The sequence below is a fragment of the Shewanella sp. ENK2 genome, from assembly GCF_043568515.1.
Taxonomy (GTDB): Bacteria; Pseudomonadota; Gammaproteobacteria; order Enterobacterales; family Shewanellaceae; genus Shewanella; species Shewanella japonica.
On the sequence record NZ_CP171406.1, the window covers coordinates 1,318,018 to 1,332,605 of the forward strand.

At 42.3% G+C, this 14,588-nt stretch carries 13 protein-coding genes; 9 read left to right on the forward strand and 4 right to left on the reverse strand.

Annotated elements, in window-relative coordinates; all coding sequences use genetic code 11:
- Positions 1-15: 15 nt before the first annotated feature.
- Positions 16-468 (reverse strand): Zn(2+)-responsive transcriptional regulator, encoded by a 453-nt coding sequence (gene zntR, locus ACGEDC_RS05920; RefSeq protein ID WP_055023542.1) that lies wholly within the window; start codon positions 466-468, stop codon positions 16-18.
- Between the two features lie 303 nt (positions 469-771).
- On the opposite strand from zntR, the gene purH reads away from it, so the two are divergent.
- From purH to nhaC, 3 genes are all read left to right on the forward strand, one after another.
- Positions 772-2,361 (forward strand): bifunctional phosphoribosylaminoimidazolecarboxamide formyltransferase/IMP cyclohydrolase, encoded by a 1,590-nt coding sequence (gene purH, locus ACGEDC_RS05925; RefSeq protein ID WP_394497075.1) that lies wholly within the window; start codon positions 772-774, stop codon positions 2,359-2,361.
- A gap of 95 nt (positions 2,362-2,456) precedes the next feature.
- Entirely contained in the window at positions 2,457-3,758 is a 1,302-nt protein-coding gene (gene purD / locus ACGEDC_RS05930; protein WP_394497077.1) for a phosphoribosylamine--glycine ligase, read from the forward strand.
- Positions 3,759-5,786: 2,028 nt separating this feature from the next.
- Positions 5,787-7,262, forward strand: a complete 1,476-nt coding sequence (gene nhaC / locus ACGEDC_RS05935; protein ID WP_394497079.1) for a Na+/H+ antiporter NhaC — start codon at positions 5,787-5,789, stop codon at positions 7,260-7,262.
- A gap of 30 nt (positions 7,263-7,292) precedes the next feature.
- Here nhaC and ACGEDC_RS05940 read toward each other — a convergent pair whose 3' ends face one another.
- Positions 7,293-8,645 (reverse strand): NAD(P)/FAD-dependent oxidoreductase, encoded by a 1,353-nt coding sequence (locus tag ACGEDC_RS05940; RefSeq protein ID WP_394497081.1) that lies wholly within the window; start codon positions 8,643-8,645, stop codon positions 7,293-7,295.
- A 59-nt stretch (positions 8,646-8,704) separates the two neighbouring features.
- Positions 8,705-9,295 (reverse strand): GNAT family N-acetyltransferase, encoded by a 591-nt coding sequence (locus tag ACGEDC_RS05945; protein ID WP_394497083.1) that lies wholly within the window; start codon positions 9,293-9,295, stop codon positions 8,705-8,707.
- A 150-nt stretch (positions 9,296-9,445) separates the two neighbouring features.
- Between ACGEDC_RS05945 and ACGEDC_RS05950 the strand changes: the two genes are divergently transcribed.
- From ACGEDC_RS05950 to ACGEDC_RS05975, 6 genes are all read left to right on the forward strand, one after another.
- Complete coding sequence (locus tag ACGEDC_RS05950) at positions 9,446-10,192, forward strand: spondin domain-containing protein (protein WP_080916941.1); 747 nt, start codon at positions 9,446-9,448, stop codon at positions 10,190-10,192.
- Between the two features lie 12 nt (positions 10,193-10,204).
- A complete protein-coding gene (locus tag ACGEDC_RS05955) occupies positions 10,205-10,957 on the forward strand; it encodes a spondin domain-containing protein (protein WP_055023548.1) in 753 nt (250 codons plus the stop codon).
- 135 nt (positions 10,958-11,092) lie between these two features.
- Entirely contained in the window at positions 11,093-11,818 is a 726-nt protein-coding gene (locus ACGEDC_RS05960; protein ID WP_055023549.1) for a response regulator transcription factor, read from the forward strand.
- Positions 11,819-11,861: 43 nt separating this feature from the next.
- On the forward strand, positions 11,862-12,482 hold the full coding sequence (locus tag ACGEDC_RS05965) for a hypothetical protein (protein WP_394497087.1): 621 nt from the start codon (positions 11,862-11,864) through the stop codon (positions 12,480-12,482).
- 23 nt (positions 12,483-12,505) lie between these two features.
- Positions 12,506-13,336, forward strand: a complete 831-nt coding sequence (locus ACGEDC_RS05970; RefSeq protein ID WP_394497089.1) for a sensor histidine kinase — start codon at positions 12,506-12,508, stop codon at positions 13,334-13,336.
- A 169-nt stretch (positions 13,337-13,505) separates the two neighbouring features.
- Positions 13,506-14,204 (forward strand): DUF6445 family protein, encoded by a 699-nt coding sequence (locus ACGEDC_RS05975; RefSeq protein ID WP_394497091.1) that lies wholly within the window; start codon positions 13,506-13,508, stop codon positions 14,202-14,204.
- Between the two features lie 113 nt (positions 14,205-14,317).
- On the opposite strand, the gene ACGEDC_RS05980 is transcribed toward ACGEDC_RS05975, so the two are convergent.
- Positions 14,318-14,536 (reverse strand): hypothetical protein, encoded by a 219-nt coding sequence (locus ACGEDC_RS05980; protein WP_055023552.1) that lies wholly within the window; start codon positions 14,534-14,536, stop codon positions 14,318-14,320.
- Between the last annotated feature and the right edge of the window lie 52 nt (positions 14,537-14,588).

Below are 14,588 nucleotides of genomic sequence, written 5' to 3' on the forward strand. Positions count from 1 at the left end.
CACTAATTCTTAACACTAAGGATTTTGTACTACAGCATGATGTTCAGATTTTGGCTGTAATTCTTTATCTGATGACTCTAATGCTTCTAATATAGAGCAGTGTTCGGCGCTTTCAGGCCCGCCACAACAAGCCTCAGACAATTTACTCAACGAACTCGCAAAGAACTCCAGCTCCGCTATCTTTGCTTGCACTTGCTCCAACTTGATATCGACCATGCCTTTAACATCAGCACAAGCCCAATTGGACTTATCCAGTTCAATAGACAACAACTCAGCAATATCACTTAAACTAAAGCCCACCGCTTTAGCTCGAATAATAAATCGCAGCTTTTCGGCATCGTCTTGGTTATACAGTCGATAGCCAGAATCAGAACGATTCGAAGGGGCTAATAAACCATGTTTTTCATAAAAACGAAGCGTATCCGTTTTCACATCAAATAACGTCGCGAGCTCACCAATTCGATACATATCGTTACCTGTAAAGTTAGAATCTATATCAGTGTAATGTCATCATTATAAACCTTGGAGTTTAATCCAAGGTCAAGGGTTTAATAGAATAAAAAAGCCCCCGTACTTTGTTCTTATTTCAATATTGTGAAATCGCGCAGAAATTTCCCGAAATAAAACAGATTACGTTAAAATACGCGCGCTCGAGTACGGCTCACTAATAAAATAAAAACGAGATGTGCATCGTAGGAACTTTGGCAAAGCTGATTTAACAAACTCAGCTTTGCCAAACTTCCTTAAATAAATAGTGGACACTGTACCTACATGAATACTGTCAGACCTATTCGTCGCGCGCTGTTAAGCGTATCTGATAAAACTGGAATGCTTGAGTTTGCTAAAGCATTACATGAGCAAGGCGTAGAGCTACTTTCTACTGGTGGCACTGCTAAATTACTTGCTGATAATAATATCCCAGTGACCGAAGTTTCTGACTACACAGGTCATCCTGAAATCATGGATGGTCGTGTTAAAACACTTCACCCTAAAGTGCATGGCGGCATTCTAGCTCGTCGTGGTATCGATGAAATCGTGATGGAACAAAATGCCATCAAACCAATCGACTTAGTTGCCGTTAACCTTTACCCGTTTGCCTCTACAGTGGCAAAAGAAGGTTGTACTTTGGCTGACGCCGTTGAAAACATCGATATTGGCGGCCCAACTATGGTTCGCTCTACTGCTAAAAATCATAAAGACACCACCATTGTGGTTAACGCAAGTGATTACGATCGCGTGATTGCTGAGATGCGTGCCAATGAAGGCAGCACTACACTTGAAACGCGCTTTGACCTAGCTATTGCAGCGTTCGAGCACACCGCAGCATACGATGGTATGATTGCTAACTACTTCGGCACTATGGTGCCAGCACACAGTAAAGATGAGTGCCACGAAGATTCAAGCTTCCCACGTACCTTCAATACTCAGCTGATCAAAAAGCAAGATTTACGCTACGGTGAAAACAGCCACCAAAAAGCGGCATTCTATGTTGATGCACACATTGATGAAGCTTCAGTTGCCAGCGCAACACAATTGCAAGGTAAGGCACTGTCTTACAACAATATCGCTGATACCGATGCTGCCCTTGAGTGTGTTAAAGAATTCGACGGTCCTGCTTGTGTTATCGTTAAGCATGCTAACCCATGTGGTGTTGCACTAGGCGACACCATTTTAGAAGCTTACGATCGCGCATTTAAAACTGACCCTACATCAGCATTTGGCGGCATCATTGCGTTTAACCAAGAGTTAGATGCAGACACCGCGAAAGCCATTGTTGACCGTCAGTTTGTTGAAGTGATCATTGCCCCTAAAGTCAGTGCAGCAGCACGTGAAATCGTTGTTGCTAAAGCGAACGTACGTTTATTAGAGTGTGGTCAGTGGAACACTAAAACCACCACTCAAGACTTTAAACGTGTTAACGGTGGTTTATTAGTACAAGACCGCGACCAAGGTATGGTTGATGTCGCCGATGTTAAAGTGGTTTCAAAAGTCCAACCTACAGCTGAGCAATTAACTGACTTAATGTTCTGCTGGAAAGTAGCTAAGTTTGTTAAATCAAATGCAATTGTCTACGCAAAAGACAGTATGACTATCGGTGTGGGCGCAGGCCAAATGAGCCGCGTTTACTCAGCGAAAGTGGCAGGCATTAAAGCCGCTGATGAAGGTTTGGTTGTTGAAGGGTCAGTGATGGCATCTGATGCATTCTTCCCATTCCGTGACGGTATTGATGCTGCAGCAGCAGCGGGCATCAGCTGTATCATCCAACCGGGCGGTTCAATTCGTGACGAAGAAATCATCGCAGCAGCTGACGAGCACGGCATTGCTATGGTGTTCACCGGAATGCGTCACTTCCGTCACTAAATAGTATTTGAATAGAGCAGCCTCATTTGGCTGCTTTTTTCGTTTAAAGAACATGATAATTTTTACCAAATTGAATATAAAAAAGGTGAATAAAGATGCAGGTACTTGTAATTGGCGGCGGCGGACGCGAACACGCACTAGCTTGGAAAGCAGCTCAATCAGCTCAAGTTGAAAAAGTTTTTGTTGCTCCTGGCAACGCAGGCACATCTTTAGAGCCAAAATTAGAAAACGTCAGTATTAAGGTTGAAGCAATTTCAGAATTAGTGAAATTTGCCCAAGACAGCAAGATTGAATTAACCATTGTTGGCCCAGAAGTGCCTTTAGCACTTGGCGTTGTTGATGCCTTTAACGAAGCTGGTTTACCTATCTTTGGCCCAACTCAAGGTGCTGCGCAACTTGAGTCTTCAAAAGCCTTCACTAAAGACTTTTTAGCTCGCCACAACATCCCAACGGCTGACTACTCAAACTTCACTGAAATTGATGCTGCGAAAGCTTACTCAGTTGAGTTAACTGCTAAAACAGGTTTCCCAGTTGTGATTAAAGCTGACGGTTTAGCTGCAGGTAAAGGCGTGATTATCGCGCAAGACCAAGCTGAAGCCGATGCAGCAATTGAAGATATGCTAGCAGGCAACAAGTTTGGCGAAGCCGGTTCTCGCGTTGTTATCGAAGAATTTTTAAAAGGTGAAGAAGCCAGCTTTATCGTCATGGTAGACGGTAAAAACATCTTAGCCATGGCATCTAGCCAAGACCATAAAGCCCGTGATAACGGCGATTACGGCCCGAACACTGGCGGCATGGGTGCATACTCACCAGCACCAGTGGTCACGCAAACTGTTCACGACTGGACAATTGCTAACGTTATCCGCCCAACGGTTGATGGCATGGCAGCAGAAGGCAATGTTTACACAGGCTTCTTATATGCTGGTTTAATGATTGCACCTGATGGCAGCGCAAAAGTACTAGAGTACAACTGCCGCTTTGGCGACCCAGAAACGCAGCCAATCATGATGCGTCTACAATCAGATTTAGTTGAACTTTGTTTAGCCGCCACCCGTGGTGAGCTTGATAAAGTGACCGCAGAATTTGACTCACGCGCAGCAGTAGGTGTAGTCCTTGCAGCTGGTGGATACCCAGATGCCTACCGCAAAGCAGACGTAATTGATGGTTTATCTTTAGGTGATAACAACGCCAAAGTATTCCACGCAGGCACCGCTATGAAAGACGGTCACGTTGTCACAGCAGGCGGCCGCGTATTATGTGCAACAGCCTTAGGCAACACGGTAACAGAAGCACAAGCTAGCGCATACGGCCTAGTCGATGCCATCCACTGGGATGACGTTTACTTCCGTACCGACATCGCCTACCGTGCGATTGCACGTGAGCAAGGTAAAGACTAACTCGTTAGTTGGCTTGTTGTTGAAGCGATGAAATAAAATCCCTGTGATAGCAATATCACGGGGATTTTTTATCAAACATCATAGCTAAATCTCGAATAATCAATTGCGAAAGGATGCTTATTTTTCAAGTAATCGACGACTTCAAACCATAATATTTAATAACGTCTCTTTATTTCTATTTATTACGAAGACTTAAGTCCAAAACTTCAATCTAACCTATTGCCTGCCGCAGGCTTTTGTACAGATTCATCTAAGACACGCTTCAAGTACGTCCATGTAAGCTCTGCGAAAACATCCATGTTTTTGAAGGTCTTAGACGCATCTGCACTGGGATTATTACTTCTTCGATTGTAGTTCATTTGAGCATTCTAAAAACTCAAGCATAAAGTTTGAAGCCAACATATGAATTGAGTGCATCAAGAAAATTGCGTGAGTCCTGACATGGCCTTTCTCGCACATCCATGTGCTTCAAGGCATTTTGTGCATCCTGCACTTAAGATATCAGCTAGCTTTCGAGGGGAAGGGACGCCCCATTAGAAGCGTTAGTGATTTTTGAAGATGCACGAAGCAGAATAAAAACGAAGTCAAAAGCTAGATCCATCCTTGTAGAAATCTTTCGCTTATCAGAAAATTTCGTAAAGGCGGCAGGGTGATCCAAGAGGGTATTGCTGTTGATACCCTCTTGGTCTGGTGTGGGCGAAGCGCCACTACTTTGATCTTGCTTTGAGCCAAAGAAAACAAAACTAAACGTCCCATCGTAAGCGTTAGTGATTTTTGAAGATGAGCGAAGCTGAACCAAATGAAGTTAAAAGCTAAATAATACTCCGTTGGAAATTTTGCTTTTTAAATTTCGCCGGAGCGCTGAGGGATTACTCTTAGTATATAAAGTATGGGGACAAGCGCTTTACCCCTTGATTCTGGTGTGGGCGAAGCGCCACGACTTTCTCAGTCAATAAGTCGTATATGCAATACCCTATTTGGTATTAAATAATGAATATAAGTCCATAACTTCAATCTAACCAATTGCCTGCCGCAGGCTTTTGTACAGATTCATCTAAGACACGCTTCAAGTACGTCCATGTAAGCTCTGCGAAAACATCCATGTTTTCGAAGGTCTTAGACGCATCTGCACTGGGATTATTATTTCTTCGATTTAACTCCGTTTGCTTATTCAAAATCTCAGTAGAATGCTTTCATTATCATTTTTCATAAAACTTGAGTGCATCAAGAAAATTACGTGAGTCCTGACATGGCCTTTCTCGCACATCCATGTGCTTCAAGGCATTTTGTGCATCCTGCACTTAAGATGCCAGCTAGCTTTCGAGGGGAAGGGACGCCCCGTCGTAAGCGTTAGTGATTTTTGAAGATGCACGAAGCAGAATAAAAACGAAGTCAAAAGCTAGATCCATCCTTGTAGAAATCTTTCGCTTATCAGAAAATTTCGTAAAGGCGGCAGGGTGATCCAAGAGGGTATTGCTGTTGATACCCTTTTGGTCGGGTGTGGGCGAAGCGCCACGACTTTGATCGTGCTTTGAGCCAAAGAAAACAAAACTAAACGCCCTATCGTAAGCGTTAATGATTTTTGAAGATGAACAAAGCGGAGTAAAACGAAGTCACAAGCTGGCTCCATCCTTGTAGAAATCTTTCACTTTTCAGAAAGTTTCGTAAAGGCGGCAGAGGGATCCAAGAGGATATTGCTGTTGATACCCTTTTAGTCTGGTGTGGGTGAAGCTCAACGACTTTGCTCTTAATAAAGTTAGCGAGAAAAAGAAATTAAATAACTAAATATAGTCAATCACATCTAAGTAAATATGCACCAATATCACCTCAAATGAATAGCTAATCTAGTATCTTAAATTATTAAGCAATAGATCTTGTAGCCCTATGCTTTTCTAGCAAGTTGTTACGCAGCCAAAACATCGACTTATCCCTTGTATCTATGGCAGGATGTCGACCTAGTCACAAATTAACAACAAATAACACCGACTATTTACAACACCCCATAAGAATAAAAATAGGGATAGCTTTATGTCTGACTCTCAAATCAAACAACCTAGTTTGTTTGACGCCCTTGCACCTGTTATCGCCCTTATCACCATGCTGGGCGCTGCGGTGTACCTTTTCTCTTCTGATAGCTCATCAGGAGCAAACCAAATTGCACTGATTCTCGCCGCTTGCATTGCCATTTTAATTGGTTATAAAAATGGCTACAGCTGGAACCAAATGGAACGTGGCATCATTAAAAGTATTGGTGTCGCAACTGGCGCTTTACTGATCTTATTTACTGTTGGCTCCCTAATCGGTACTTGGATTTTAGCCGGCACAGTGCCGACAATGATTTACTACGGTATGCAAATCCTCCATCCACAATATTTTTATGCTGCCAGCTGTATTTTATGCGCCGTTGTCGCTATAAGCATCGGTAGTTCGTGGACTGTAGCAGGTACTATTGGTATTGCCCTTATTGGTATCGCTTCAGCGATGGGTTTAGATATCAATATCACTGCAGGTGCAATCATCAGTGGCGCTTATTTTGGCGATAAAATGTCACCATTATCTGACACAACCAATCTAGCTCCTGCCGTTGCTGGCTCAAATATCTTTAGTCATATTAAGCATATGACTTGGACCACTGTGCCGAGCATTATTATTGCCTTAATCGTGTTTACTTTTTTAGGTTTATCAGCCGATGTATCCAGCTTTAACTCGCAACTAGGTGATACGCTGACATTACTAGAAAATACTTACCAACCTGGACTGCATTTACTACTACCATTATTAGTTGTGCTCTTTTTGGCAAATAAGAAAATGCCCGCCTTTCCAACCGTGATTATTGGTACCTTAGCGGGTGCTATCTGCGCAGCCATTTTCCAGTTTGATAATGTGATTACTTACGTTAACGATCCACAGTTATTACCAGTAATTGCCATCATTAAAGGCATTTGGATTGCGATGTTTGATGGTTATGTGGCTAATACTGGCGATACCGTACTCGACAACCTATTAAGCCGTGGCGGCATGAGCAGTATGGTGACAACAGTCTGGTTAATATTGTGTGCTATGGCTTTTGGCGGCGTGATGGAAGTGACAGGCTTATTAGCTCGCTTACTTGAAAGCATCATGAATTTAGTGACTGGCACCAGCAGCTTAATTATCACCACTCTTGGGGTCTGTATTGGCGCTAATGTGATTACTGCCGACCAATACATTGCCATCGTATTACCCGGTAGAATGTTAAAAATAGAATATCAAAAGCGTAAACTTGCACCTGTCAATTTAAGCCGCGCTTTAGAAGATTCAGCAACTGTCACCAGCCCGCTGATCCCCTGGAATACTTGTGGCGCTTTTATGGCAAGTACCCTAGGCGTGGCGACTATCGCATACCTACCCTACGCTATTTTTAACTTAGTTTGTCCGTTTATCAGTGCATCTTATGCCTATTTTAATATTAAAATTGAGCCATTAGATGAATCAACGCTCAGTGAAGAAATTCAAGCAAGCTAGCGTTGGTGGTATCGATGTATAAAATCAGTATTAACCGAATTTATCTTTGAGCCAGCCATAATGATAATAACCCCATTGCCCTAGCCGTCTTGCTTTTGCAAACGGCATCTGTGGTAATGGGGAGTTATACAAAGGTAAGTTCGGTAAGGTTTCTCCTGCAATACTTTGTGCCAGTCTAAAGGCTGCTTGAGCGCTAAATGATACGCCGGCGCCGCAGTAACCTAAACTATATCCGACACCATCTTTACCATATACATGGGGCATGTCATCCATTGATGCTGCTATCCACCCAGTCCAATTATAAGCAACCTTCTTTCGGCTCAGATGTGGAAAGCACTTATCCATCGCAAGTTTCAAACGCTGACCATATATCGGTTTAGCTGCGTCCTTGCCCCATACGGCCCCACGGCCCCCAAACAATAAACGGTTATCGGGCAGCAATCTAAAGTAATACTTTAATATTCGAGTATCCATGGTCACTTGATGACTATACAAACCTGCCGCTTTTAGCTCATCTGCAGTTAATGGTTCAGTGACGATAATATTGCTCAGTATCGGCAAAAACTTATCATCTATTCTTTGATTCAGCTGCTTAGGCGAATAAGCATTACCCGCCATGATCACCTTATTGGCTAACAGTTCACCTTGATCCGTTACTAAACGGTGCTTTCCATTTTCCTCTATCCAGTCACGCACACAGGATTGCTCGTTAATAGTTATTCCCTGCTTTTCAAGCATGGACTTATAACCCAGTAATAGCTTAAGAGGGTTAATTCCAAAGCCGTCATTCAGCCTTAACGCACCATAAGCTTGATGATGGTTAAGGTACTGCTCTTTAAAGTGTTCAGCAGTAATAAACTCGGCTGTAAAATCGCTGTCTTGCGCCATATTTTTTTGAATATATTCGGCTGCCGCTTTAAGGTTTTTTAACGCTTTTGGATTATGAGCGACCTTGAGATAACCTTTATCTTGTGGCTCACACTGAATGTGATGTTGCTGTATTAATCCTTCAACTCGACTTACCGCTTGACTAAACTCACTGTAGATCCCGCGCGCAGTGTCTAGATCCCAACGTTCAGCCATTGCTGAATACCCCAAACGACCAGACCCTTTTAATACAAAACCCGCATTGCGAGCGCTAGCGCCAAACCCCACTTGATTAGCCTCAAGCACACGACAATCAATGTGGTATTGTGTCGCTAAATAATAAGCCGTCAATAGACCAGTATAGCCGCCGCCAATAATAGCAACGTCTGTTTGCTGAGAACCTTTGAGTGAGGGAAGTAATGCGGGTAATGATTGTGTGCTCGCCCAGTAGCTATGCGCAAAAGGCTGCTTAGCAGGTGATTGATTAATTAAGGGATCATACAAAGCTTGAGGCATGTTGGGTACTCGTGGTTAACACCAATGTGGTCATACAGAGAAATGTTGAAATGAGTTATTTAGTTAAACTCAATCACCATTTCACAGGCTGTACAGTGGCAATCATCGCCGCATATCACGCACAGATAATCACTGTTGTCTTGCTGCTGGTTCCATCGACTCGGATGCTCTTTAATCAATTTACCGCCAGCATGAGTAAAGTAGCCCACTGCTGAATTTTTAGGGCTTTGTTTCCACAAATGACTCACTCCAGCTGTCGCACCTTGCGCTTTTACTGCTTTGATAGAGGCTTGTAGTAGTTGCGAACCTATGCCTTGCCCTCTAAGCTCTTGAGCCACTGTATTGCACTTGAAGTAACACATTTGATCGGGTGAAACTGGCCATTTTTGTGGTGTACACCATTTATCAATTGGCCAATTGCCCGCTGCATAGGTCAGTCTAAACCCAGCTATTTTTGATTGTTCTTGCGCCTGATGTATCGATGATAATTGTTCATTTTCTGCGATAAAATGGGCATTAATATTATTTTTTATTCCCATTTGATAAATATTTTCCAGCGAAGGCATGTCTAAGTAACCTTCACCGTGCACTAAATTGCCCAGTTCAATAACCTGTTGAAAATCTTCAGGAGTTAGTGTTCTTATTATCATTTTTACACCCTAAAATTTTACTATTCACCATCACGATAACACAAAAAAATCGCTCAAATAAACGATGTTAAACTTTTGTGATAATTTAGCGATAACCCAGTGAGATCCCTTTGTCAGAATCATTATCAATCAAACAAAAGGAGCTCTGTTATGAAATCATCAGTCTTAAAGACATCAACACACAAAAATTTATCAGTCAAAACCAGCTTGTTAACCCTTGGATTAGTTGCAGGCGGAATATTTAGTGCTCAAGCATCTGCAGCTGATTTAGAAATTAGTGTCGTTAACCTAACCCATGGTAATCATTTCACCCCTCTACTGATTGCTGCTCATGATACTGACAGTCACCTTTTCCATGTCGGTGAAATGGCCACGCCAGCCTTACAAAAAATGGCTGAAGGCGGCGATGTTGGTGATTTAGATGCCGCCGTAATGGGTGCTGGTGGTTTTACCGCTGTTAACCCTGCAATGGGATTATTAGCCCCTGGCGCGAATGTAAGTGAAGTGATGCTCGACTCTATGGATATGACACATTTATCGATTGTGGCAATGGTATTACCAACCAACGATGCCTTTATAGGTTTAGATAGCTGGGAAATTCCGACTGAGGCAGGCAGCTACACTGTGTATTTAAATGCATATGATGCAGGTACAGAAGCCAACGATGAAATCGTCAATGGCGGCGGCATGTCAGGTGTCCCAGGTATTCCAGCTGCTCCTGGCGGTGACGGAGGTATGAATGGTACTGGTGTTATGGATGGTTCTACTAATGCTTATGTTCACACTCATCCAGGTGTGCTTGGCGATACTGATGCAGTAGGCGGTGCCAGTGATTTAGACAGTCGTATTCATCGCTGGTTAAACCCTGTGGCGAAAGTTGTTGTTACCGTCAAATAAGGGGGAATCGCAATGAGATATTTAACGAATACGTCCAAAAAACGCAGTCATCCATACAGTTTATCAGCCGTAGCACTTATCGCTGTGATTGGATTAAGTGGTTGTTCTGATGACGATGATGACTCACCAACACCGGCACCAGTGACACCAACGCCGCCAGCTGTGGTAATGCAAACATACACTGTCACTGTTACGAATTTAACAGCTAACCAGCCAATGTCTCCCATTGCTATCGCCTCTCATGGTGATGATGTCATGTTGTGGCAGGCCGGTGAAGCAGCCAACGTTGCACTAGAGAAAATCGCAGAAGGTGGTGATGCAGCAGATGTTGCTGCGATTGAAGGCATTACTTCAACCGTCAGTGGCGCTGGTATTTTAATGCCAGGGATGTCAGAAACCATTACCGTGACACTCGAAGAAGCCGATGTAGCCAACCTCACGGTTGCCACTATGTTAGTTAACACCAATGATGCATTTACAGGCTTAAACAGCTATGACATCAGTATGCTCGCAGTGAGTGATTCAGTATCTATGCGTGGCATGGTTTACGATGCTGGAACCGAAGCAAACTCAGAAGCACAAGGCACTATGCCTGGACCTGCTGATGGTGGTGAAGGCTACAACGCTGAACGTGATGATGTTGATTTTGTCCATATCCACCCTGGTGTTATCACCATGTATGATGGGTTAATGGATAGCGTATTAACGCCTTCACATCGTTTTGATAATCCAGCGGTTTCTATCTCGATTAGCCGTACAGAGTAAGTGATGCGAATGCATAGCTAATCAGATTGTTCAGCGATAGATTAAATTCTGTTTGATAACATTATTTAAACAATTTGAAATTTAATTTGCCCAAGTCAGGTCTGCTCAGTAGGGATCTGATTTGGGACATTCTGGATGAACGATAGCACTAAGCATAACGGCCATCAGATAAAGCCGCATATTTTACTTGTGGAAGATGAACAAGACTTAGCAAAACTTATCATGCTCAACTTAACGGCATTAAATTATGAAGTATTTCATGCGACTACGTTAAGTCAGGCAATGCAAATCATCGACACAAAAACGCTCGACCTCATTCTCATGGACAGGATGCTGCCTGATGGTGACGGCATCATGTTATGTCAGCAATTACGAGAAGCAGAAAAGTCATTACCAATAATGATGCTAACTGCAAAAGATTCTGAAGCAGATATTGTTTTGGGGTTAGAAGCTGGCGCTGATGACTATTTAGTGAAGCCATTTAGCGTATTAGAGCTTAGAGCCCGCGTTAAAGCCATGCTAAGGCGCAGTAAGGTTCAACAAGTACAAACTGAGCAGTTGGACTTTAATGGGGTCACCATTAACTCAACCACCCGAGAGGTCGTATCCAATAACAGCCCACTTGAACTTACCGCAAGAGAGTTTGATTTACTGTTATTTTTAGCCAAGCACCCACTCCAAGTATTCAGTCGTATGCAATTGCTAGAGGCTGTTTGGGGTTATAACTATGATGGATACGAGCATACGGTAAATAGCCATATTAATCGTTTACGCAGCAAACTTGCCCGCAGTCCAGGTCATCCTGAGCTCGTAAAAACAGTGTGGGGAGTGGGTTATAAATTTTCTCCACCAGAAGCATAAATGGATTATTTTTCTCTGATGTTACCAAGGCAGGCCAGTCATTATGAATCGACTATTTAATCGACTATTTCTCTCAGCGACATTGGTTGTGCTAATTCTGTTCATGGCGTTATGGCAATGGTTGCAACTCAATCATGAATTTAGTCGTAACCAAATTCAGCAATCTTTGCATCTCGAATTGGCTGAGCATATGGCGCATATCAACCCATTACTCTCTCAAGGCATTACTTCTGATGCGGCATTAAAAGAAGCGTTTCATGATTTTATGTTACTTGGGCCCAGTTTTGAGATCTACACACTCGATCCAGAAGGCCGAGTCGTTGCTTATGATGCAAAAGAGGAGAAGATTAAAAAAAACCGAGTGAATTTAGATAAAATTGAACAGTTTATAGCACGCCGAGATTTACCTATCTTAGGAACAGACCCTCGATCGACTGAAACTGAGAAGATTTTTTCAGTCAGCCCACTTATCACAGAGGATGGCCTTCACAGCGGGTATTTATACGTGATTATTGGCGGTGAAGATTATGACAGCTGGCAGGCGCTGATTAATTCTGAAAACCAGCCTAAACTATGGGGCGCTACGATTGGTTTTTGGGTGATATTTGCCTTGATATTGTTTGTATTATTATTAGGCTTTTTACCCATCCAATTCAAAAGTTAGCCAGTGATTTAACGCGTCTTAAAATGTGTTCGTTTGAAGGGAGCTCCTTCGACAGCAGCCTGACTCTCCCAAACCGTTATAACGGTAGCTTAGAAATCAAAAAGCTCAGCGAACATATTAACCATTTACTGCAAGAGCTTAATAATCAACATCAACAAGTTAAACGTCAGCAACAAGCAAAACATGACTTTTTACTGCATTTATCCCACGATTTAAAAACACCGCTCACCTCTTTATTAGGATATATAGATACCTGGTTGCTCTCCCCACCAAATGAGCGCCAACCAGAATACATAGAATATGCGGCTAACTCAGGGCAAAACTTGCAACAATTACTATCGCAACTGCTTGAACTTGCAGCACTTGAAAACGGTCAAATTAGCGCTCAAATTAAACAAATCAATTTGCGTGAGTTGTTACTCGATTTGAATCAGACATTTGCTCCTAGAGCTAAAAAGCTGGGAATAAGATTACAATTTAATATTACCGATGAATTACAGGTTTATACCGATCCACAATTGATGCGCAGAATACTCAATAACCTTGTTGATAATGCGCTCAGATACACCCCTAAAGATGGCACGATTACCATTTACAGTGAAACGTTAAATGGTCAAACTTGGCTAGCCGTTAAAGACACGGGGGCTGGTATGCACAAGCATGAAGTGGACGCTTTAAAACAATTATCAATGCAACAACTTACCTTTTCACCAGAACAACCACTCCCACAATTAGGTGTTGGGCTTGCAATTGTTAGACAGCTCCTTGGGATATTAAAGTGCCGTATAAATATCGACAGTCAACCTGGTACAGGAAGTTGTTTTCATATTGAGCTGCTTTCTTCAAGTCATTGAGTGTTATGTGAGTAATCGTTACTCCGATTTTGATTACTCACTATTTTTTACAAGTTAATGAGCCGCTTTTCTACCCATCGCATTTGAATGTTGATAACATAAATTCAACAAGCACCGTCCGTATTAAACGAACAATTATTATTTTAAATCGTTTGCAGGTAGATACAGCATGCACCCAATATATTCAGATGAACTCAACCTTCCTGATGCACCTTTCGATGCTCCTAAACTCAATTATGAAAAACCCGAAGAAAATAAAAACTTTTGGATAATTGATAATTTCTTTTCTGAAAAGCAAGCAACAGAGATTGCCAATCGCTGTTTCATGAAAAGTAAGTGGAAGCTTGGCAAGCCTTATACTAGTGAGTTATGGCCTGGTATGCGCTCTAAAAACGCCTTGAAGAAAAAAGAGCTCTTACAAGTAGAAAACTGGATAAAAGAAACCCTAAAAGTCGATAAATTATGGGTTGCTGAATCAAACAGTGTCGTTGTTGATACAAACACAGCCATTTTGGTTGGCGCTGATGAAGGAGCGGCAAGACCTCATGTTGATAATCGGCAGCTTTGTCGATACGGCGCCGTGCTTTTTTTAAGTAAAAATCCTAAACCACACTCTGGAACCTCTTTCTATCGCTTGAAATACGCGAATGAAGCTGCTGGCGGTAATCTAGTACAAAAACCCTATAACAATTTAGTGGATGCGTTAAACACCGACAGCTTACCTCCAAGTGCTTGGTATGAAGACGAAGCCATTGAAAATAAATTTAATCGCCTCATTTTATTCAAAGGCAATATGGTTCACAGCGCCAGTAGTTACTTTGGTAAAGAAAAGAGAGAAAAAGACTCGCGATTACTTTCTTCTATATGACAGAGGATTAAACGTATAATTGCTCAAAGCATCAAAGCCAAAAACAACAAAGCCACCTATTTAGGTGGCTTTACGTATCAAATCAATTAATAACGAACCTTGTATGTCTACTATTAATCGTTATAAATTGATTGATATAGGCTTTTAATTTTGTGGAAGAAAAGACTCGCAATACCCGCAAACAAGCTAATCCACATCAATAATACTGAAGCAACTGTGATGTATTGCCCCATGTAATAATCAGCATTGGCTACATAGATGTAATGGGTGCCAGGAAGCAAAGCAGCAAAAATAGCGAAGAACACTAAAGCAACAATAATTTGAATTTTCATATTTAACTCTCTTTTAGCGAAGGCTACTAGATGTGGCTTCCATCCCATCGTG